This is a genomic window from Shewanella sp. LC6, from assembly GCF_006385735.2.
Lineage (GTDB): Bacteria > Pseudomonadota > Gammaproteobacteria > Enterobacterales > Shewanellaceae > Shewanella > Shewanella xiamenensis.
In genome coordinates this window covers 324,218-343,036 of sequence record NZ_CP043902.1, presented here as the reverse complement: position 1 = coordinate 343,036, position 18,819 = coordinate 324,218, and the positions used below count along the sequence as shown (strand labels likewise).

The following is an 18,819-nucleotide window of genomic DNA, read 5'->3' as shown; positions in this document are numbered from 1 at the left end:
ACTGTGCCTAATCGCTTATTTATCAAGTTACTGCTCGGATTTTGGCTCTGTAGTTCGTTGATTATTGCCTTAGTCGGGCTGTTGCCTTTGTTGCAACAAAATCACGACCGCGCCCCAATTCCGCCGCATCTGCAAAAAGTGCTGGCAAGCATAGCGCAGCGTATTCAAGACAATCCCGAGCTAGTCACATCTGATTTTCTGCGCCGCTGGGAAAGACGTGGTGATATGGAGGGCAAACCCCCTAGGCTCTATCTGGCCAACAGCCAAGGCCAAGTGATTAACACCAATAGAATCAGCCGTGGCGTACGCAGTTTTATGCTAATGACCGACGAGGAAAAACAGCCGATTAGTCATCAGTTTAAAGATGAATTGGTCTTCGGCCCACACCAATTTACCCTTCAGGGTGAAACCTACTATCTCTATGGTCGCTTGCCGGATATTCACCCTCGTCCCTGGTTCTTCTTCTTTATTGAAAACAAGCTACTCACCCTAAGCCTAGCCATAGTGCTCTCGGGATTACTGTGCGCCATACTCGCTTGGCATTTAGGTAAACCATTAAACTCGCTCAAGAAAAGTGCCGATGCCCTCGCCGAAGGTGATCTCAGCAATCGCGTCGATAAGGCGACCACTCAACGTAACGATGAAATCGGCCAGCTCGCCACCGCCTTTAATAGCATGGCGGATTCGATCGAAGCCATGGTGAAGAATCAGCAACGTTTGATGGGGGATATTTCCCACGAACTGCGCACCCCACTGACCCGCCTACAATTATCACTGGCATTGGCCCGCAAGAAAGGCCAACAGACTACGGAAACCGACCGTATCGCCTACGAGGCCGAGCAACTAGAGAAATTGATCGCAGAGCTCTTGGAGTTGTCGCGGGTCAAACTCAGCACCAATGAGACCAAGGTGCGCCTTGGCTTAGCCGAGTCCCTCAGTCAAGTGTTGGATGACGCCGAGTTTGAAGCCGATCAACAGGGTAAGAAGATCACTATCGATATCGATGAAGCCATCGAACTCAGCCATTATCCGAAATCCCTGTCTCGCGCGATAGAAAACCTGCTGCGCAACGCGATTCGTTATGCCCAGAGCGATATCCACCTGCGCGCGAGCCAAGCCAGCGGCCAAGTACAGATCACCATTAAAGACGATGGCCCGGGGATAGATCCTGCTGAACTTGAAGCGATTTTTAAACCCTTCTATCGCCCCGATTCGGCAAGGCAGCGGGAAAGCGGTGGTTGGGGCCTAGGACTCGCCATTACCGAAGCAGCCATTAGCGCCCATAAAGGCAAAATCAGAGCCGAGAATCGTCAGCCCCACGGCCTTGAAGTCAATATCAGTTTACCGACCTAAAAACATAAGCCCCGCTAACACTGTTAGCGGGGCTTATATTATCAACAACCAACTGCCGTTAATTCTTAATCCCTAGCTGTTTTAATTTGCGATACAAGGCATTACGGCTAATCCCCAAACGCTTAGCACATTGGCTCACATTACCCTCGCAGGCGCGGTAAGCCTGCAACACGTTCAGATTTATGGTTCCATGGAGCGAGTCGATGGTGGCGGAGCTAGACTCGGCCAGTTCGTACGGATGCGCCGTGGTTTCCGCGTCGACAACCTCAGTTAAGGTGTGCGGCTCAAACGCCAGATCCATTAGCTTTTGAGCAAGGTAATCGGGGAGATGATTTATCTCGAGTACGGCCTCACCTTCGGCCATCAAACACGCCACCTGCATTAGGTTATCCAGCTCCCTTAGGTTGCCGGGCCAATCGTAACGCATTAGCTGCGCCAACAACTCAGTACACAAGGTTTGCGCGCTACTGCGGTGACGGCGGTGCAATTTATGGATAATGCGCTCAATATCCTGCCGCTCACGTAGCGCAGGCAGCCGCACCTGCAATCCATTTAGGCGATAAAACAAATCCTGACGGAACAGCCCCTGCGCCACCAGCGACTCTAAATCCATATGGGTCGCGGCGATGATCTGAATATCGACCTTAACACTTTGATTACTGCCGACAGGAACGACCTCACGCTCCTGCAGCACCCGGAGTAACCGGCTCTGCGCCGCCAGTGGCATCTCGCCAATTTCATCGAGGAACAAAAAACCACCGTGGGCTTGGCGGATCTTACCGATAAAACCAGTTCGATTAGCGCCAGTAAAAGCCCCTGCCTGATAGCCAAATAACTCAGACTCAACTAACTCAGCGGGCAAGGCGGCGCAATTCACCGCCACTAACGGCTGCGCGCGGCGGGCACTCTGGGCGTGGAGCTTTTTCACAAATTGCTCCTTGCCGACACCCGTTTCGCCAAGCACCAGCAAAGGGATTTGTTTAGTGATGACCTTATTCGCTTGCTGCCAAGCCCGCTCAAGCAAGGGATCGCGAAACCTTACCCCCAATTGACTCTGCGGCTTATCTTGAATCGTCTTCGCACTTTTGGTCTGCGTAACACCCAACGCCTGAGTCTGTAAGTGCAGGGCCAAATCCCGATTAAAGCCCCCCGTACGCGTCCAGCTATCCCCAAAATGCAGCTCGAGGCTATCGCCCAGCTTGGCTTGACTCAGCAATTGTTTTGCCATGGGATTACAACCCACAATTCGCCCATCACTGTCAGCGATCACTATGCCTTGCCAGCCAGAACTTAATAAACTCGGTTCAGCGGCTAAATCAATCCGATAGTGACTATCGGGCAGATGGCACAACAACGCAGTCTCAACCTGCTGCGCCAGACTCGACACTAACATTAAGGTCTGCTGTGAATGCCGCTGTTGCTCACTGGTGATATCGAGCACTCCGAGCATCTCGCCTTGGGGTGAAAAAATAGGGCAAGCAGTGCAACTCATAAAACGATTTTGGCGGATAAAATGCTGCTCACCGACCACTGACACCGCCTGTTTGGCCATGAGCGCCGTACCTATGGCATTGGTGCCTTTATACTGTTCAAGCCAGTTAACCCCAATATCAAGCGCTACATCCGCTAACTTACTGGAATAACGACTCACGCCCCAATGTTTCAGCACATAACCGTCAGCATCGGAGAGCAATAATCGACTATTAGAGTGCGCCATTAGTTGATTAAATAGCGGCAAGGCATGGGATTGTACTAATTCGATGAGTTGCTGATATTGTTCATGTTTGTGTTTGAGTTCAGCGCGCGTGAGCCTGAGATCCTCACCAGCACGAAACTCTGACAAGCCAGCACCTAAGCTGCGCTGCCATGAATCGGTTAACCATGCCTGTGTGGTTGGAAAATGCGGTTTTACTGTCATAGCCAAGCTCCCCGAGCGCTGTTCCATTTTGGCACACCCATGGTGTGTCGTTGGATGACAAAATGACCACAGGGCACCTTTCCTTCCGTGAGTGCCCCCATTGTTTGGGATCTGCAAAATTAGCTTTTCATCATACTGTTAGCTCAACAAGTGTACAACTCCTGCCAGTTTGGCACTGTCCTTGCGATGTCTGTTTGTACGCAGTACTCGAGTGTTGCGTAAGAGAACAATAACTTAATCAATAGCTTTGTCAGTTAACTCTTGGCAAAGGATAAAAATAACAACAGTGCTCAAACCCATTTCAACAAGACCCATGCTGAGACGCTACACATTTAGCGTTTTCGGCAGCCACAGAAGGAATAACACTATGATTTATGCTCAACCCGGAACTCCTGGTGCCATCGTTAACTTTAAAGAAAAATACGCCAACTTTATCGGTGGCAAATGGGTCGCCCCAGTTAACGGCGAATACTTCGATAATCGCTCCCCCGTCAATGGTCAAAACTTCTGTAAAATTCCCCGCTCCGACTATCGCGATATCGAACTGGCGCTCGATGCGGCCCATGCCGCTAAGGATGCATGGGGAAAAACCTCGGTCACCGAGCGTGCGAATTTACTGCTGCGTATCGCCGATCGCGTTGAGCAAAATCTCGAATACTTAGCCGTTGCCGAAACCTGGGAAAACGGCAAAGCGGTGCGTGAAACTCTCAACGCCGACTTGCCTCTGTTTGTAGACCATTTCCGTTACTTCGCTGGCTGCATTCGAGCACAGGAAGGCAGTGCTGCTGATATTGATGGCAACACCGTCAGCTATCACTTCCCTGAACCTTTAGGTGTCGTCGGGCAAATCATTCCGTGGAACTTCCCGCTGTTGATGGCGGCATGGAAAATCGCCCCTGCGCTCGCCGCAGGTAACTGTGTGGTGCTCAAACCCGCCGAGCAAACACCCGTCTCTATCCTTGTGCTACTCGAACTGATTGAAGATCTGCTGCCGCCCGGCATCCTCAACGTCGTCAACGGATTTGGCGCCGAAGCGGGCCAAGCCCTCGCCACCAGCAAACGCATCGCTAAACTGGCCTTTACTGGTTCCACCGAAGTCGGTTACCACATCTTAAAATGTGCAGCCGAATCACTGATCCCATCGACCGTAGAACTCGGCGGTAAATCGCCTAACCTCTATTTCGCCGATGTGATGGACCACGAAGACGAGTATTTAGATAAAGCCGTCGAAGGTATGTTGCTGGCCTTCTTCAACCAAGGTGAAGTCTGTACTTGCCCATCAAGAGTGTTAATCCAAGAGTCGATTTACGATCGCTTTATCGAAAAAGTGCTCGCCCGTGCGCAAACCATCAAGCAGGGCAACCCGCTGGATACCGCCACCCAAGTGGGCGCACAGGCCTCCCAAGAACAGTTCGATAAGATCTTAAGCTATCTCGCGATCGGTAAAGATGAAGGCGCGCAGGTGCTCTTAGGCGGCTCGCTCTGCCAACTCGAAGGCGAGCAAAGCAAAGGCTATTACATCAGCCCAACGATCATGAAAGGCCATAATAAGATGCGGATTTTCCAAGAGGAAATCTTCGGTCCGGTTATTTCGGTCACCACCTTTAAGGATGAAGCCGAAGCCTTGGCAATTGCCAACGATACCGAATACGGCCTTGGTGCGGGTGTATGGACGCGGGACATGAACCGCGCCCAGCGTCTAGGTCGAGGCATTCAGGCTGGCCGCGTATGGATTAACTGCTACCACGCCTATCCTGCCCACGCGGCCTTTGGCGGTTATAAGAAGTCAGGCATCGGCCGTGAAACCCACAAGATGATGCTCAATCACTATCAAAACACCAAAAACCTCTTGGTGAGTTACGATATCAATCCGCTCGGGTTCTTCTAACCGAGCAGAAACCTTGCCTTGATAACAAGAAAGGGCCATTGGCCCTTTCTTTATTTTTATCGGGTAGAACTATAAAAACATACCACCCGATGCCTCGATACGTTGTGCGTTTATCCACGCCGCGGCGGGTGACAACAAGACACTGATTGCACCGCCAATATCCTCGGGTAATCCCACACGCCCCAACGCCGTTTGCTGCGCTAAAAACTCATTCATCTGAGGGTTATCCCGCACCGCACCACCGCCAAAGTCCGTTTCGATTGCACCGGGAGCCAGCACATTAACGCGAATGCCCCGTGGACCAAGCTCCTTCGCCCAGTATTTGGTCATGGTTTCGACCGCGCCTTTCATGGTGGCGTAGGCGCCAAACCCTGGGATAGCAAAGCGCGTTAACCCTGTAGAGACATTGATAATACTGCCGTTATCAGCAAGCAGAGGCAGCAGTGCCTGAGTTAAAAAGAAAGGCCCTTTGACATGAATATTCATCAAAGTATCGAACTGCTCCACACTGGTTTCAGCCATGGGCACATGGATACCAATCCCAGCATTATTAACTAGATAGTTAAAACTATCCCGCTGCCAAGTCTGTTCGAGTGCGGTTTTAACGCGTTGAGAAAAATCACTAAAGGACTGGCTATTACCCACATCTAACGGTAACGCGACAGCCTTGCGTCCGTGCCATTCAATTTCCGCTACCACCTCGGCGGCCGCAGCGGCATTACTTTGGTAAGTTAGAATAATATCAACACCTTGTGCGGCTATGGTCAGGGCCGCATTTTTACCTAAGCCACGGCTTGCACCAGTGATCAGCGCGATGGGAGTTGTGTTCATTGTGTATCCTCTTCATTCATCTATGTTAATGCCGCCGCACACAGCTTATTACTTGCACAAAGAGGGATAAACACACTATAAATGGCAAGACTGTTAGCTATTAGAGAACAATTGCGATGCAAGATAGACTGCAAGCCATGCAAATTTTTATGCGGGTGGCTGAATTAGAGAGTTTTACTCAAGCCAGTATCAGCCTAGGTCTGTCGAAAACCCATGTGTCGAATGTGGTAGCTCAGTTCGAAACCGCGTTAGGTGCACGTTTACTACAACGTACCACTCGTACTGTGCGCCTCACTCAAGATGGCATAAGTTGTTATGAGCGCTGTAAAAACTTGCTCACCGACTATCAAGAACTAGAAAGCCTTTTCCAGTTGCAGGCGACGCAAGTTTCGGGTCGCTTAAGAGTCGATATGTCCACGGGGATTGCACGTAACTTAGTGCTTCCTCATCTTCCTGACTTTATTGAGCAATATCCCCAAATTGAGTTGGAGCTAAGCAGTACCGACCGCAAGGTCGATATCGTCGCCGAAGGTTTTGACTGCGTGATCCGCGTAGGCAGCGTGCAGCAAGAAGGTGTTATCGCTAAAAAGATTGGCCACTTTAAGATGTTGAACTGCGCAAGCCCAAGCTATATCGCAAAATACGGCAAACCATCGAATATAGAAGAGCTTAGCCAAGGGCATAAGCTCATCCATTACGTTGGCCAGTTAGGCGGTAGCGATTCAGGATTTGAGTATCTAAGCCCAGATAATCACGAACTATGCGCCCTAGCCTTACCCAAGCTAATCACAGTCAATAATGCCGATGCCTACAGCGCGGCCTGTCTGGCGGGTTTAGGGATTATTCAAGCGCCGAATATTGGGGTGGCAAAATATCTCCAAACTGGCGAACTGATAGAGATCTTGCCAGATTACCCTGCACCCTCAATGCCAGTGAGCTTGCTCTATCCCCATAGACGCCATCTTTCTAAACGCCTTCAGGTATTTATGGCTTGGTTAACCGAGTTGCTGACGCCTTTTTTAGTATCGCGTTAACGGTCAGTCTCGATATTCGCTAACCGCTGCGACAGTTCTGCCATCGAGCTTGCGGTGCGAGGATCGCACTCCGGGGTGGCTACTGGATTAAATTCGAGACGCGGACCGCCGAACCGACCTAAACTGCTCGGCAGAATATGCAAATCCCAAACTAACTGATCGTAGTAATGCAGCCGCAGGCCATTATCGGCAACTGGCCAATGGGCATAGAGTAAAAACGAATGATAGCTCTGCGAGAGGGAGCGACTCGCCACTAATTTAAAGGAAGCATTGAGCAGGCTGCACTCAGTCGATTCTTCAAAGGGGCAATCGTAGGAGGTCAGCAGTAGATAGCCTTGGGTGCCATTGGGTAAAGTGCAGCGGTACTGGGCCTCAAGCTGCCTTCCCGCAATATTGACCCCAGTAGCTTGCTGATTGAAATACAAAGGCTGAGTGAGCGCCTCGGTATCAGATGCTCGCAGTGTGAAGGCTGTTATCGGCTGCATGCTGTATCCTTTCTGTGCCTTGAAATAGCTAATTTCGCTTCCAATACAAGCCTATCAATATCAGGTATCCCACAAAATACGCCAGCAAATCAAGTGGATCGAAATGGCTACCAATCACAATTCGCGCTAAACGATTTCCGCCCAACCCCAGCTTGTCCACTAAGCCCCAATACTGACCAAATTCGATACCGAAGGCAAACAGCAGCACAGCCAGCGCCAACCATGGCGTGTGCCAAAACCGATTGATTGACTCCCCTTTTGCATTCACCACGGGCACTAGCGTGCGCGCCATGCAAAACAACAGGATAACCACTAACACGTCACCGACAAAACCGCGAATAAACCCCGAAGGCACAAAACGCGCGATCAACACTTCAATGATAAACAGCAGCACCGCATAAATTAAAAAAGATTTTCGATCGGGCTGACGGCTAAAAAGATGGACTGGCATAAACAGGTTGCTCCCTTACCTCTCGAAGATGAAGCGGCAAAATCTATCTTAAAACCAATACCTTAACAAGCTTAGTTCGATGGATTTATCTCTTATTTACCCATTTCGCTCACCAGAACAGCGGGCAAGTTCACTCCGCAAAATTTAAGCGCCGTTTAAGTTTGGCTTTAGTAGCCTGCAAGCACACCACCTTAGGAGCAACAGATCATGTCCTCAAATATGCAGCAAAACATCAAAGTCTGGGATCCCTTGATCCGTATCTTTCACTGGTCATTGGTGGGCTTTTTTACCTTAGCCTACCTCACCGAAGGTGAAGACGAATGGATGAACATCCACAGTTACGCTGGCTACAGCATCTTAACCCTGCTGGTATTTCGCCTGTTATGGGGCGTGATTGGCACTCACCATGCGCGTTTTATCAACTTTGTTACCCGTCCGAGCATAGCATGGACTTACCTGAAAGAACTCTTCACGGGCAAGGCTAAGGATTACATCGGCCACAATCCCGCAGGCGCGCTGATGATAGTCGCCCTGATCCTCAGCATAGGATTCACAGGCTTCTCCGGCATGGCGCTTTATGCCACCGATGGCCAAGGTCCACTGGCCACAAGCTTTTTCGCCACTTGGCCAGAGGGCGCACTGAAAGAAGTGCATGAGTTTTTCGCCAACTTCAGCCTGTTTCTTATCGTCACCCATGTCGGTGGCGTGATCGTCAGCAGCCTGCTGCATAAGGAAAACCTCGTCAAAGCCATGCTGACAGGTAAAAAGCAGCGCCCGCTGATCCAACAAGATGAACATCAATAACCGTCACAATCCGACCGTTCAAAGGAGTTAAAGATGAACAACAACCTGAATAAAAGCCTGATTGGACTGACGCTCACTGTGGTACTGCTCAGCAGTGTTAATGCCAATGCCGCCAATTCCAAGGTCGCCAGCTTGCCACTCAGCGCCGAGCGAATTGGCTTACAACTACAACAATATCAGGCACAAGGTGCAGGCCCCTTTAGCGCCGCCGCTGGACAAGCACTGTGGCTACAGCAGAGTGAAGATCGCAGCTGTGCCAGCTGCCACACCGCCAAAGTGACAGACCCAGGTATGCATCAAAACACCCGAAAGCCCATCGAGGCCATGGCGCCATCGCTCACCAGTCACCGTTTAACCGATGCGGCCAAGATTGAGAAATGGTTTACCCGCAACTGTAACTGGACCTTTAAACGCGAGTGCACGCCTCAAGAAAAAGGTGACGTACTGCTGTGGCTGAGTTTGCAATAACGGCGTTATTCACATCGATTTTAATCAGTAAAACTTAAGGAAATACCATGACTAAACAAGCCCATCCCCTAAGCTGGATTGCCGGAACCACACTCACCGTCCTCGCCCTTGCGATAGGCGCCGTAGGCCTCAGCTTAACCTTTACTGGCACAGGTTATGCCCACGATGGCTTCGAACATAATCAAGCCATCCCACAAAATGCAGAATATTCAGCAGAATGCGGTAGCTGCCATATGGCGTATCCCGCAAATCTACTGCCCGCCGAAAAGTGGCAGGCAATTACCAGCAACCTAAGCAACCACTTTGGTGATGATGCCAGTCTGTCGCCTGAAGCAACGGCTAGAATTGAGCAATATCTCGTTCAACATGCTGCGCAAAATGGTAAGGTGATGAAAAATAGCAAACCTTTGATTGACGGCATGGGGCCGCAGAAAATTACCGAGCAGGCATTTTTTATCCGTAAGCACGATGAGCTCCCAAGACGCATGGTGCAAGATAACCCCAAAGTCGGCTCATTCAGCCAATGCAGCAATTGCCATAACCTCGCAGAGAAGGGCATATTCGATGAAGATACCGTTAATATTCCTGGCTTTGGCCGCTGGGATGATTAACAGCCCAAGCTGTCTAGCCCATGATGAAGACCTCTCCAACAAAGTGGTCGAATGGGTGAAGGAGGGTAAAGTATTACCCTTCGACACCATCATGCAACGCTATGAGTCGCGCCTTAAGGGGCGCTTGCTCGACCTCGAGGTCGAGCAAAAACACGGGCGCATCATCTATGAACTCGAAATCCTGCGCGACGATGGCGTGGTCTATGAGATAAAGATCGATGCCAAAACGGGTGAATGGCTTAAGGAAAAGGTCGACTAATGCGCTTACTCTTGATTGAAGATGATGCCGACTTAGTAGCTCGGCTCATTCCCGCCCTTAACAAGGCCGGCTACACAGTTGAACATGCCAATAACGGCATCGATGGCGCTTTTCTTGGTGAGGAAGAAACCTTCGAAGCGGTGATCCTCGATTTAGGCTTGCCCGGAAAGCCGGGCTTAAGCGTACTGAGCCAATGGCGCCAAAAGGGTCTGTTGATGCCAGTGTTAATTCTTACGGCTCGCGATGCTTGGCACGAACGCGTCGATGGCCTAAAGGCCGGCGCCGATGATTATCTCGGTAAACCTTTCCATGTTGAGGAGCTGCTCGCCAGATTAGAAGCGCTGATCCGCCGCCACTTTGGCCGCGCCGATAATCTGCTGCAACATGCGGGCGTCTCCCTCGATGTGGATAAACAAGCGGTGACCAATGCCGAAGGAGAAGTAATCGAGCTGACTAAGATTGAGTATCGCCTGCTGCATTATTTAATGGCCAACCCGACTAAGATTGTCTCCAAATCTGAGTTGAGTGAGCGTATTTACGAAGAGGAACAAATCAAAGACAGCAATGTGATTGAAGTGTACGTCAACCGACTCCGCCAACGCCTAGGTAAAGACTATATCGAGACGCGGCGCGGCCAAGGTTATCGACTCAAGGATGCATAAGCGTGTATTCACTCAAAGCCTATCTCACTAGAAACCTGCTTATCACCCTCACCTGCGCCATGGTGCTATTGCTGTATTTGCTATTTCAAGGCATTCAAATCTTAACCCAAGACTTTGTTGCCTCGCGTCTGCAACACGATGCAGATAGCCTGATCTCCGCCCTCGAACCGCAAGCCGATGGCACTTGGTCGCTGAGTACAGACAGGCTCCCCAATGTGTATCACAGGGTCAATTCGGGCCACTACTTTGCGATTAACATCGGTGAACAGCTATTACGCTCGCGCTCGCTGTTTGACCATATAGTTTCACTCCCCAATCTTAACGTTGGGGAACAACAACAGGCCACTCAATACGTTGGCCAAGAACACTGGCTGATGTTCAGTCAGACAATCGTCAAAAATGGGCAAACCATTACCCTCTGGGTGACCGAAGACATCAGCTCACTCGAGCAAACTCAATTACGCTTTTTAGGCTTTGCCACGGTTGTGGTGCTGCTGACCATTATGATCCTGCTATTTGCCCAACATCTGTTGCTCAAACGGGGCTTTAAACCGCTAGAGCAAATGCCAGATGCCATCAGGCAACTGCGGCTCCAGGGACAAGAAATCGATACCCAGCACACACCAACAGAAATTAGCCCTTTGATTGAGGAAATCGAACGCCTCATGAATCAACTGGGGCAAAGGGTACAACGCTCACGCAATGCCTTGGGTAATCTTGCCCACGAAATGAAACGTCCTCTGCAAGGGCTACAATCCTACCTCGATAGCCTAGCGCCAGAGCAAAGACGCGAAGGCAGCAAGGTGCTCGCGGATCTGCACCATATTATTGAGCGAGAGCTTAAGCGCACTAAAATCGTCGGGCTCTCCACTCCGGGGCGTTTCACCGTGCTCAATGACGATCTGCCGCCACTCATCCAAGTGATGCAGCGCATTTATCCAGAGCGCAAAATTGATTATCGGTTTGATAAAGCACTGGTGATTCCCTTTGACCGGGACGACTTGCTCGAACTGCTAGGCAATCTGCTCGATAACGCCTGCAAGCATGCGCGTCGACAGATACAGCTTTGTATTGAACAGACAAATACCAGCAATCGAGCGTATCTGATTGAGGTCAGCGACGATGGCGAAGGTGTATCGGATAGCGATTTAACGGTGATTACTGAGCGAGGGATTCGGCTCGATGAGAGCGTTCAAGGCCACGGTTTAGGCCTGTCGATTTGCAAAGATATTGTCGAGAGTTATCAGGGAGAACTTAGCTTTACGCATTCAACACTTGGCGGGTTAAAAGTTAGCGTGATATTACCTCAGCCGCATTAAACGCACAGCAAAGCAAATGCTCGCTGTGCGATGGGAATTACGACTTATAAGGCATAGGGCCGAGATAATCTTTCTTACCTACATCCACACCGTTATGGCGCAGAATCGCATAGGCCGTCGTCACATGGAAATATAAGTTTGGGATAGCATGTTCAATCGCAAACTCATATCCTGTTAAATACTTACCTTCCCAACGCGGTTGAGAAACGTGAATTGTCGCCGCATCGGCAAAATCTGCCTCGGTAAATTGAGCTAAGTACTCGATAACAGAAGCAATACGCGCTTGCAACTCTGGCAGAGTCGTTTCAGTATCATCATGCTTAGGTACGGTATCTAAATTCCCCGTTAGACGCGCGACCCCAATCTTGGCGGTATCACAGGCAATCTGGATCTGACGGATCAGATTAAATTGATCGGGTGCTAAGCGGGAATTCAATAATACCGCCATATCCACCTTCTTCAAGTTGGCAAAAATCTCACCCTTTTCCAGAATAAGACTCAAGTTTTTCAGCATCTTGCTAAATTGAACAGCCGTTAAATCATAAAGCATGACATAAACTCCTGTGATAAACGCCACCAGATTGCAGCACTAGAGACTATATTGGGGCAAAAAGGATGATTTCAACAGAGTTAAAATTTCCGCCTTGCTAGGGCGTGTTGACGTTTCGAGACTAAATTTTGTTCGTTCTGGCAAGCTCGTGCTCGCGAAACGAGGAATGATGTGTAGTTTACTCAAATGACGAGCGGCTCTTATGACAGAAAGTAACATAAAAACAATTTCTTAGCATTTATCCAGAAGCTTAACTATCAATCTTCTTTATGCATCAATTAATCGTATTGCCTGAAAAATAAAAGGCCTCGCATCGCTGCGAGGCCTTTTATTATAAAGAGGTTGAGTTGGCCGATAAGCCGGGTCCTGTCGTGGACAGTCATTCATCTAGGCCTGCAATCGCTCACAGGCTCAAGCGACCTACCCGGTTCCAACGCGAGCCACGCCATACGGAACCCTATTTGGTCTTGCTTCGGGTGGAGTTTACCTTGCTACGGACTATTGCTAGCCGCACGGTGCGCTCTTACCGCACCCTTTCACCCTTACCACCTTAGCCGAGGCTATGATGGCGGTCTCCTCTCTGTTGCACTTGTCGTCGGTTCACACCGCCCAGGCGTTACCTGGCACCCCGCTCTTTGAAGCCCGGACTTTCCTCCCCGTTCTTGCGAACGCGGCGACTGTCTGGCCAACTCGGCGCGGATTATAGCCTAAGCCTTCTACCTGCACCACTGTTAATCCTACCAGTGTGTGTCTATCTGTTAGATCTGCTTATAAATCAGACTCTAAACCGAATTTATACAGGGCATTCTTTTTAAGACCGTGAATTTGCGCGGCAATGGCGGCGGCCTTTTTAAGCGGCAATTCTTCACAGAGTAATTTAAGTGTGTTGATAGCAACGGTTGGAATGGCTTCATCATCCTCGGCCGCGCGGTGACCGTGCACCATCAGCACAATCTCACCTTTTTGCTGGTTAAGATCGCTACTCACAGTGGCTAACACCTCGGCTACGGGGCCACTGAGGAAGGTCTCGAAGGTTTTAGTCACTTCACGCGCCATCACCACTTGGCGATCGTCCCCTAGCACTTGAGCCATAGTCGTTAGGCTATGTTCGATACGGTGGGGAGATTCATAAAAAATCAGCGTGCGCGGATCTTCTTTTAGTTCTAACAACTTGTCGGCGCGAGCTTTTTCTTTCGAGGGTAAAAAACCTTCAAAAGAAAAACGATCCGACGGCAAACCCGAGGCACTTAACGCCGTAATCGCCGCACAGGGGCCTGGCAGCGGGATCACCTTAAAGCCAGATTGGCGCACATGGGAGACCAAGTGATAGCCGGGGTCGGAAATCAGCGGCGTGCCCGCATCGGAAATTAGCGCAATCGACTGCCCTGCAGCTAGCTGATCCACAATCCACTGGGCGCGAGCACGCTCATTATGGTCGTGCAGTGCGATGGTTTTAGTTGAAATGCCAAAATGACTCAATAACTTGCCGCTATGGCGGGTGTCTTCACAGGCAATTAATGCAACCTGGCTGAGCACGTCAATAGCACGTGGGCTCATGTCCCCCAAATTACCAATAGGAGTGGGAACGATGTAGAGTGCGACGCTTTGGTCCATATATACCTCTGTAATGACAGTGCCAAGACTTTCGTCAAGCGCAAGAGAAGGTTAAACTAGAGGCAGCATCTTACCAGAGTGAAGCCCAGTGTTAAAAAGCCTGAATACAACTAAGTTCGTTTCCGTGGCCATTTTATCCGCAGTGTTGGCGGGTTGCGGCAGTCAAGCGCCCACCTCAACGAATACTGCGCCCACCGTGGCCACCTCTTTAGCCTCTGCTCCATTGGCGCCAAATGTGTATTTAGCACAGGCTGCTAATAGCAAAGATCCCCAGCAACGTGATACTTACCTGCTGCTGGCGGCGCATGCGCATATCAATGCGAACGACTATGCGGCGGCGCAAAAGCTGCTCAAGTCGATGCTGCCAAGCCTGACTCAGGTCCCGACGCTAGTGGCTGAACATAAATACCTGACTGCGCGGGTGCTAGAGCATACATCGACGCCGCTTGATGCTCTGAAAACGCTAACTTACCCAAGCACTTGGGTATTACCCGGCTGGCAAATGGCAGCGTATCATCAATTAAGAGCGCATTTATTCCAACAGAATAAACAGCCTATCGAACAGGTGCGCGAATTAAGTTTATTGACCACCTATTTACCTCCCGCCGAGGCGAATGAAGTCAATAATCAGATCTGGCAAGTGTTGCAACCGATGCACGAGCAAACCTTGCTCGCATTCACCAAAGATGCCAAAAGCCCTGTTTTTGCAGGTTGGTTACAACTGGCGTATATCGCTAAGCATTATGCGGTCGATCCCAACCAACTGGTCCGTTATTTAGGCGACTGGCAAAAACAAAACCCTTATCATCCTGCGGCGGCGAAGTTGCCCGCGGATTTAGATCAAGCGTTAAACGCCAAACCTTATACCCCAAAAAATATCGCTGTACTCTTGCCGCTAACAGGCCAGCGCGCCAGTGCCGCCAATGCGATTCGCCAAGGTATTTTGGCCAGTTATTTAGCTAAACCGAATGAGCAAGTCTCGGTGAATTTTTACGATACTGCTAACGATGCCGTTTCCGCTTATCAGCAAGCGGTAAATGCAGGCGCTGAGTTTATTATTGGCCCGCTACTGCCAAATGAAATCGATCAATTATTGGCGTTAAACACTGGTACCACTTCGTCGACCAACACCCCTACAACCGGCACGCCAGCAGCGCCTGTTGCGGCAAGCGCGCCGATCCCGCAACTGTTTTTAAATCAAACAGACAAGTTTGTCGCTGATGCTAATAAGTTTTACTTTGCATTATCGCCAGCACAAGAAGCAGCCGATGCTGCAATACGCATGTATCAAGATGGCGTAACTATGCCACTGCTACTCGCCAGCAACGATGCTATCGGCAAACGTATGGCCGAGAGCTTTATTCAAGCCTGGAAAAAGAAAAGCGATACGCCCATCGAAGTCTATTACTACGACAGTGGCGATAAGATGAAAACCACGGTGCAAGATGCGCTCGGCGTTCGCGATAGCCAAGCCCGTATTGCGCGCATCAAGGAACTACTGGGCAATTCAGTACAAGCCGATTTTCGCTCGCGCCAAGATATAGATGCGATTTATATGATCTCGACGCCGCAGGAGTTAACCCTGCTCAAGGCCTTTATCGATGTCACCTTTAGCGTCTTTACTCAGCCCGTGCCGTTGTACACCTCGAGCCGTAGCCGTATCGATAATGAATCGAGCCAAACTGCGCAGGATTTAAATAACCTCACTCTCAGTGACGCACCTTGGTTGATGCAAAATGGCGAAGAAAACCTGATGGTTAATACCTTATGGCCCGGCTGGAACAACGGCCAAAAACGCTTATTTGTGATGGGTTATGATGCGATGGATTTAATCAGCAAACTCGCACAAATGCGCTCATTTACTGGTTACCAGTTCAATGGTCGTAGCGGCGTGTTATCGGTCAATCCCGATGGCGTAATTAACCGCCAATTAAGCTGGGGACGCTATCAAAGAGGCAGTTTCCGCCAACTATGACACTCGGACAGCAGGCAGAGTCGCTCGCCCAAGGTTACCTTGAACAGCAAGGTTTAACCTTTGTTGAGCGCAATGTCCGCTATCCCTTTGGTGAAATAGACTTAATCATGCGCCACAAAAACCACTGGGTATTTGTAGAAGTAAAATACCGCTCTGCAAATCAATTTGGTGGCGCAATACAAGCACTTAGCAAAGCACAAATCGGCAGGATCCGCATGGCGGCCAGTCATTATTTACAGAGCCATAAATTGGATGTACCCTGCCGATTCGACGTTGTCGCCATCGAAGATACGCAGATCCAATGGCTGGTCGATGCCTTTTAAACGAGGCTCTCGACTCAGCTCATCGAATAATTTTTAACGCTTATGCCTCAACTCCACCGTGGAAATATGGCATCATAGCCACACTTTATCCTGAAAGGATGTATCCATGTTAGAACGCATTAAAGACAGCTTTACTGAATCTATCCAGACTAAAATCGATGCAGCCGAAGCACTGCCAGAATCCATCGCCAAAGCGGCGGAGATGATGGTGCAATGTCTTTTGGGTGGCAATAAAATTCTTGCCTGCGGTAACGGTGGTAGTGCTGGTGATGCTCAGCACTTCTCGGCCGAGCTATTAAACCGCTATGAGATTGAACGTCCACCACTACCAGCCATTGCTCTGTCGACGGACACATCGACTATCACGGCAATTGCTAACGATTACAGCTACGATGAGATTTTCTCAAAGCAAATCTTAGCCTTAGGCCAGCCTGGCGACATCCTGTTAGCCATTTCCACCAGCGGTAACTCTGGTAACGTGATTAAAGCGATGGAAGCGGCACTGAGTCGCGATATGACTATCGTAGCCTTAACCGGTAAAGACGGCGGCGCGATGGCTGGGCTGCTTAGCGTGGGTGACGTTGAAATTCGCGTTCCTTCGAACGTGACGGCACGTATTCAAGAAGTTCACTTACTGGTGATCCATTGCCTGTGTGACAATATCGACCGCACACTCTTCCCACAGGACGAACAGCAATGAGATATGCTGCCCCACTGTTAATGGTTTGCATGCTACTGCAAGGTTGCGCCGGTGCCGTTATGGTGGGCGCAGTCAGCGGCGCTATGATGGCCAACGATGAGCGTTCGGTAAAAACGCAGCTAGATGATACTAATACTGATTTTAAGATCACCAGTGCGCTACTAGAGCATGAAGATCTTAAGAAACAAACCAATATCACGGGTGTATCGGTAAACGGTAATGTGCTGATGATAGGCCAAGCCCCCAACTCGATGCTGCGAGATAAAGCGGTTAAGGTCGTACAAGACCTTAAGCTGGGCGGTAAAATCCACAACCAGATCCGCATCGGTAATCCAACGTCTTTCACGACTCGCAGTAACGACACTTGGGTAACAACCAAAGTGAAGGGACGTATGCTCAACGAGAAAGAATTGGATGTGACCCGAATTAAAGTGATCACTGAAAATGGTGAAGTCTTCCTGCTAGGGCTGATCCACCGCTCACAGGCAGAGCTTGCTGTTGACATTGCCCGTCATACTGCTGGTGTACGCAAAGTCGTTAAGGTTTTCGAATATATCGAATAACCGATTGAGCCTAAACACTTAAAGTTTAGGCTCGCCTTTTACCACGGTGTCAATTCCTAAAGACTTCACCTGTATGTTATCCATCATCTTGGGTGACTTCTCCACCAACGCTCCTATCCAAGGTAAAAACAGCGAAGGCAGCACAATCAAAGCGGCACCCAGCCAACTTAAGCTATCCAGCCATTCATCAAACAACAGCCAGCCTAAGAAAACGATAAATAACAAACCAGTATATTCGGCAATCGCAATATCACTCGCCTGTGCTTTACGGTAAGCCAGTACACAAAACCAATGATAAATCAGTAAAAAGGCATTACTAAGTAATGCAACCGCGAGCATTTCCCAGCTCAGTCCCTCCAATCCCTGAAAGGCTGCAATAACTAAAGTCGCAGGAATCCCCAGCAAGTTATAGAGCATTAAGGTTAATACCGGATGCTCAGTATTAGGCACTTTTTTAAGCATCAACTGATTGATAGCAAAAGTAAATGCTGAAAATAACACCGCTAATCCAAACCAGTTCATCTCGCTCGGCCTGAGGATAATTAAGATCCCCACAAAGCCTAACGCTGTGCATATAACCTGCCCAGTGGTAATCCGCTCCTTTAAAAACCAGTATCCCATCAAAATAATCATCAGGGGGGCAGAATAAAACAGGGAACTGACTGTAGCTAAAGGCAATGCCATCAAACCAATAATTAAAAAAAGCGCGCCAACCGAGCCTATGTTGGCACGCCAAAGGTGAACCGAAATATATTCCGTCTGCGGTCGCTGCGAGTACAACCAAATCGGGGTTAACATGAGTACTGAAGTGATTTGTCTCACGAGTAGAAAAGTGGCTGCATTAGCATCTTCTGGCAACCATTTGATCGATACATCGTAAAAAGCACTAAATAGATTACCCACTATCAATAAAATCAAACCGATAACAACAGGGCGCTGCATTTTAACTATCCGTAAATCTCAATGCTGGCATGATAATCCCCGCAAAACTTAAGCTGAAATGATGCTTTC

Annotated in this window: 20 protein-coding genes and 1 other RNA gene; 13 read left to right on the top strand and 8 right to left on the bottom strand. The window is 49.5% G+C overall.

Features of this window, described 5'->3' with window-relative positions; translation table 11 throughout:
- Positions 1–3: 3 nt before the first annotated feature.
- A complete protein-coding gene (locus FJD32_RS01580) occupies positions 4–1,353 on the top strand; it encodes an ATP-binding protein (RefSeq protein WP_140907478.1) in 1,350 nt (449 codons plus the stop codon).
- Positions 1,354–1,411: 58 nt separating this feature from the next.
- Here FJD32_RS01580 and FJD32_RS01575 read toward each other — a convergent pair whose 3' ends face one another.
- Positions 1,412–3,271: a sigma-54-dependent Fis family transcriptional regulator gene (locus FJD32_RS01575; protein WP_099458485.1), complete on the bottom strand. Its 1,860-nt coding sequence runs from the start codon at positions 3,269–3,271 to the stop codon at positions 1,412–1,414.
- Positions 3,272–3,638: 367 nt separating this feature from the next.
- Here FJD32_RS01575 and FJD32_RS01570 point away from each other — a divergent pair, with 367 nt between their 5' ends.
- Positions 3,639–5,159: an aldehyde dehydrogenase family protein gene (locus tag FJD32_RS01570; RefSeq protein ID WP_140907477.1), complete on the top strand. Its 1,521-nt coding sequence runs from the start codon at positions 3,639–3,641 to the stop codon at positions 5,157–5,159.
- A gap of 69 nt (positions 5,160–5,228) precedes the next feature.
- Here FJD32_RS01570 and FJD32_RS01565 read toward each other — a convergent pair whose 3' ends face one another.
- Entirely contained in the window at positions 5,229–5,990 is a 762-nt protein-coding gene (locus FJD32_RS01565) for an SDR family oxidoreductase (protein WP_099457291.1), read from the bottom strand.
- A gap of 116 nt (positions 5,991–6,106) precedes the next feature.
- On the opposite strand from FJD32_RS01565, the gene FJD32_RS01560 reads away from it, so the two are divergent.
- Complete coding sequence (locus tag FJD32_RS01560; protein ID WP_099457290.1) at positions 6,107–7,024, top strand: LysR family transcriptional regulator; 918 nt, start codon at positions 6,107–6,109, stop codon at positions 7,022–7,024.
- On the opposite strand, the gene FJD32_RS01555 is transcribed toward FJD32_RS01560, so the two are convergent.
- Both FJD32_RS01555 and FJD32_RS01550 read right to left on the bottom strand, forming a co-directional pair.
- Positions 7,021–7,509 carry a hypothetical protein gene (locus tag FJD32_RS01555; RefSeq protein WP_099457289.1) on the bottom strand — a complete coding sequence of 163 codons (489 nt, stop codon included), beginning with the start codon at positions 7,507–7,509 and terminating at the stop codon, positions 7,021–7,023. The two genes, FJD32_RS01560 and FJD32_RS01555, sit on opposite strands and share 4 nt — an antisense overlap.
- A gap of 28 nt (positions 7,510–7,537) precedes the next feature.
- Positions 7,538–7,960 (bottom strand): DUF2809 domain-containing protein, encoded by a 423-nt coding sequence (locus tag FJD32_RS01550; protein ID WP_140907476.1) that lies wholly within the window; start codon positions 7,958–7,960, stop codon positions 7,538–7,540.
- 207 nt (positions 7,961–8,167) lie between these two features.
- Between FJD32_RS01550 and FJD32_RS01545 the strand changes: the two genes are divergently transcribed.
- Genes FJD32_RS01545 through FJD32_RS01520 form a run of 6 tightly spaced genes read left to right on the top strand, consistent with a single transcriptional unit; the run spans position 8,168 to position 12,083 of the window.
- Positions 8,168–8,764, top strand: a complete 597-nt coding sequence (locus tag FJD32_RS01545) for a cytochrome b/b6 domain-containing protein (protein WP_109287077.1) — start codon at positions 8,168–8,170, stop codon at positions 8,762–8,764.
- Positions 8,765–8,797: 33 nt separating this feature from the next.
- Entirely contained in the window at positions 8,798–9,232 is a 435-nt protein-coding gene (locus FJD32_RS01540; protein ID WP_140907475.1) for a DUF1924 domain-containing protein, read from the top strand.
- Between the two features lie 47 nt (positions 9,233–9,279).
- Complete coding sequence (locus FJD32_RS01535) at positions 9,280–9,843, top strand: diacylglycerol kinase (protein ID WP_140907474.1); 564 nt, start codon at positions 9,280–9,282, stop codon at positions 9,841–9,843.
- Positions 9,836–10,102 carry a PepSY domain-containing protein gene (locus tag FJD32_RS01530; protein ID WP_011621049.1) on the top strand — a complete coding sequence of 89 codons (267 nt, stop codon included), beginning with the start codon at positions 9,836–9,838 and terminating at the stop codon, positions 10,100–10,102. Before FJD32_RS01535 ends, FJD32_RS01530 begins: the two co-directional genes overlap by 8 nt.
- Positions 10,102–10,764, top strand: a complete 663-nt coding sequence (locus FJD32_RS01525; protein WP_140907473.1) for a response regulator transcription factor — start codon at positions 10,102–10,104, stop codon at positions 10,762–10,764. The genes FJD32_RS01530 and FJD32_RS01525 overlap by 1 nt, the downstream gene beginning before the upstream one ends.
- 2 nt (positions 10,765–10,766) lie before the next feature.
- A complete protein-coding gene (locus FJD32_RS01520) occupies positions 10,767–12,083 on the top strand; it encodes a sensor histidine kinase (protein ID WP_140907472.1) in 1,317 nt (438 codons plus the stop codon).
- Between the two features lie 37 nt (positions 12,084–12,120).
- Here the strand turns inward: FJD32_RS01520 and FJD32_RS01515 are convergent, their stop codons facing one another.
- The 3 genes from FJD32_RS01515 to rsmI form a co-directional block, all read right to left on the bottom strand.
- Positions 12,121–12,633 carry a DUF1993 domain-containing protein gene (locus tag FJD32_RS01515; protein WP_037423051.1) on the bottom strand — a complete coding sequence of 171 codons (513 nt, stop codon included), beginning with the start codon at positions 12,631–12,633 and terminating at the stop codon, positions 12,121–12,123.
- Between the two features lie 339 nt (positions 12,634–12,972).
- Positions 12,973–13,326, bottom strand: an RNA gene (gene rnpB / locus FJD32_RS01510) — RNase P RNA component class A.
- Between the two features lie 75 nt (positions 13,327–13,401).
- Positions 13,402–14,247 (bottom strand): 16S rRNA (cytidine(1402)-2'-O)-methyltransferase, encoded by an 846-nt coding sequence (rsmI, locus tag FJD32_RS01505; RefSeq protein ID WP_011070673.1) that lies wholly within the window; start codon positions 14,245–14,247, stop codon positions 13,402–13,404.
- 88 nt (positions 14,248–14,335) lie between these two features.
- On the opposite strand from rsmI, the gene FJD32_RS01500 reads away from it, so the two are divergent.
- The 4 genes from FJD32_RS01500 to dolP all read left to right on the top strand — a co-directional run bounded on the left by FJD32_RS01500 (position 14,336) and on the right by dolP (position 17,808).
- Positions 14,336–16,222 (top strand): penicillin-binding protein activator, encoded by a 1,887-nt coding sequence (locus FJD32_RS01500; RefSeq protein WP_140907471.1) that lies wholly within the window; start codon positions 14,336–14,338, stop codon positions 16,220–16,222.
- Positions 16,219–16,545: a YraN family protein gene (locus FJD32_RS01495; RefSeq protein WP_140907470.1), complete on the top strand. Its 327-nt coding sequence runs from the start codon at positions 16,219–16,221 to the stop codon at positions 16,543–16,545. The genes FJD32_RS01500 and FJD32_RS01495 overlap by 4 nt, the downstream gene beginning before the upstream one ends.
- Positions 16,546–16,651: 106 nt before the next feature.
- On the top strand, positions 16,652–17,245 hold the full coding sequence (locus FJD32_RS01490; protein WP_011070670.1) for a phosphoheptose isomerase: 594 nt from the start codon (positions 16,652–16,654) through the stop codon (positions 17,243–17,245).
- The gene (dolP, locus tag FJD32_RS01485) at positions 17,242–17,808 is read left to right on the top strand and encodes a division/outer membrane stress-associated lipid-binding lipoprotein (protein WP_037424203.1); all 567 of its coding nucleotides are present in this window, start codon (positions 17,242–17,244) and stop codon (positions 17,806–17,808) included. Before FJD32_RS01490 ends, dolP begins: the two co-directional genes overlap by 4 nt.
- 18 nt (positions 17,809–17,826) lie before the next feature.
- On the opposite strand, the gene FJD32_RS01480 is transcribed toward dolP, so the two are convergent.
- Positions 17,827–18,750: a DMT family transporter gene (locus tag FJD32_RS01480; RefSeq protein WP_099457285.1), complete on the bottom strand. Its 924-nt coding sequence runs from the start codon at positions 18,748–18,750 to the stop codon at positions 17,827–17,829.
- Positions 18,751–18,819: the final 69 nt, after the last annotated feature.

Excerpts from the sequence above, each read along its gene's own strand:
- FJD32_RS01575 (WP_099458485.1), bottom strand. The coding sequence starts at position 3,271 with ATGACAGTAAAACCGCATTTTCCAACCACACAGGCATGGTTAACCGAT.
- FJD32_RS01570 (WP_140907477.1), top strand. The coding sequence starts at position 3,639 with ATGATTTATGCTCAACCCGGAACTCCTGGTGCCATCGTTAACTTTAAA.
- FJD32_RS01565 (WP_099457291.1), bottom strand. The coding sequence starts at position 5,990 with ATGAACACAACTCCCATCGCGCTGATCACTGGTGCAAGCCGTGGCTTA.
- FJD32_RS01560 (WP_099457290.1), top strand. The coding sequence starts at position 6,107 with ATGCAAGATAGACTGCAAGCCATGCAAATTTTTATGCGGGTGGCTGAA.
- FJD32_RS01555 (WP_099457289.1), bottom strand. The coding sequence starts at position 7,509 with ATGCAGCCGATAACAGCCTTCACACTGCGAGCATCTGATACCGAGGCG.
- FJD32_RS01550 (WP_140907476.1), bottom strand. The coding sequence starts at position 7,960 with ATGCCAGTCCATCTTTTTAGCCGTCAGCCCGATCGAAAATCTTTTTTA.
- FJD32_RS01545 (WP_109287077.1), top strand. The coding sequence starts at position 8,168 with ATGTCCTCAAATATGCAGCAAAACATCAAAGTCTGGGATCCCTTGATC.
- FJD32_RS01540 (WP_140907475.1), top strand. The coding sequence starts at position 8,798 with ATGAACAACAACCTGAATAAAAGCCTGATTGGACTGACGCTCACTGTG.
- FJD32_RS01535 (WP_140907474.1), top strand. The coding sequence starts at position 9,280 with ATGACTAAACAAGCCCATCCCCTAAGCTGGATTGCCGGAACCACACTC.
- FJD32_RS01530 (WP_011621049.1), top strand. The coding sequence starts at position 9,836 with ATGATTAACAGCCCAAGCTGTCTAGCCCATGATGAAGACCTCTCCAAC.
- FJD32_RS01525 (WP_140907473.1), top strand. The coding sequence starts at position 10,102 with ATGCGCTTACTCTTGATTGAAGATGATGCCGACTTAGTAGCTCGGCTC.
- FJD32_RS01515 (WP_037423051.1), bottom strand. The coding sequence starts at position 12,633 with ATGCTTTATGATTTAACGGCTGTTCAATTTAGCAAGATGCTGAAAAAC.
- rsmI (WP_011070673.1), bottom strand. The coding sequence starts at position 14,247 with ATGGACCAAAGCGTCGCACTCTACATCGTTCCCACTCCTATTGGTAAT.
- FJD32_RS01495 (WP_140907470.1), top strand. The coding sequence starts at position 16,219 with ATGACACTCGGACAGCAGGCAGAGTCGCTCGCCCAAGGTTACCTTGAA.
- FJD32_RS01490 (WP_011070670.1), top strand. The coding sequence starts at position 16,652 with ATGTTAGAACGCATTAAAGACAGCTTTACTGAATCTATCCAGACTAAA.
- dolP (WP_037424203.1), top strand. The coding sequence starts at position 17,242 with ATGAGATATGCTGCCCCACTGTTAATGGTTTGCATGCTACTGCAAGGT.
- FJD32_RS01480 (WP_099457285.1), bottom strand. The coding sequence starts at position 18,750 with ATGCAGCGCCCTGTTGTTATCGGTTTGATTTTATTGATAGTGGGTAAT.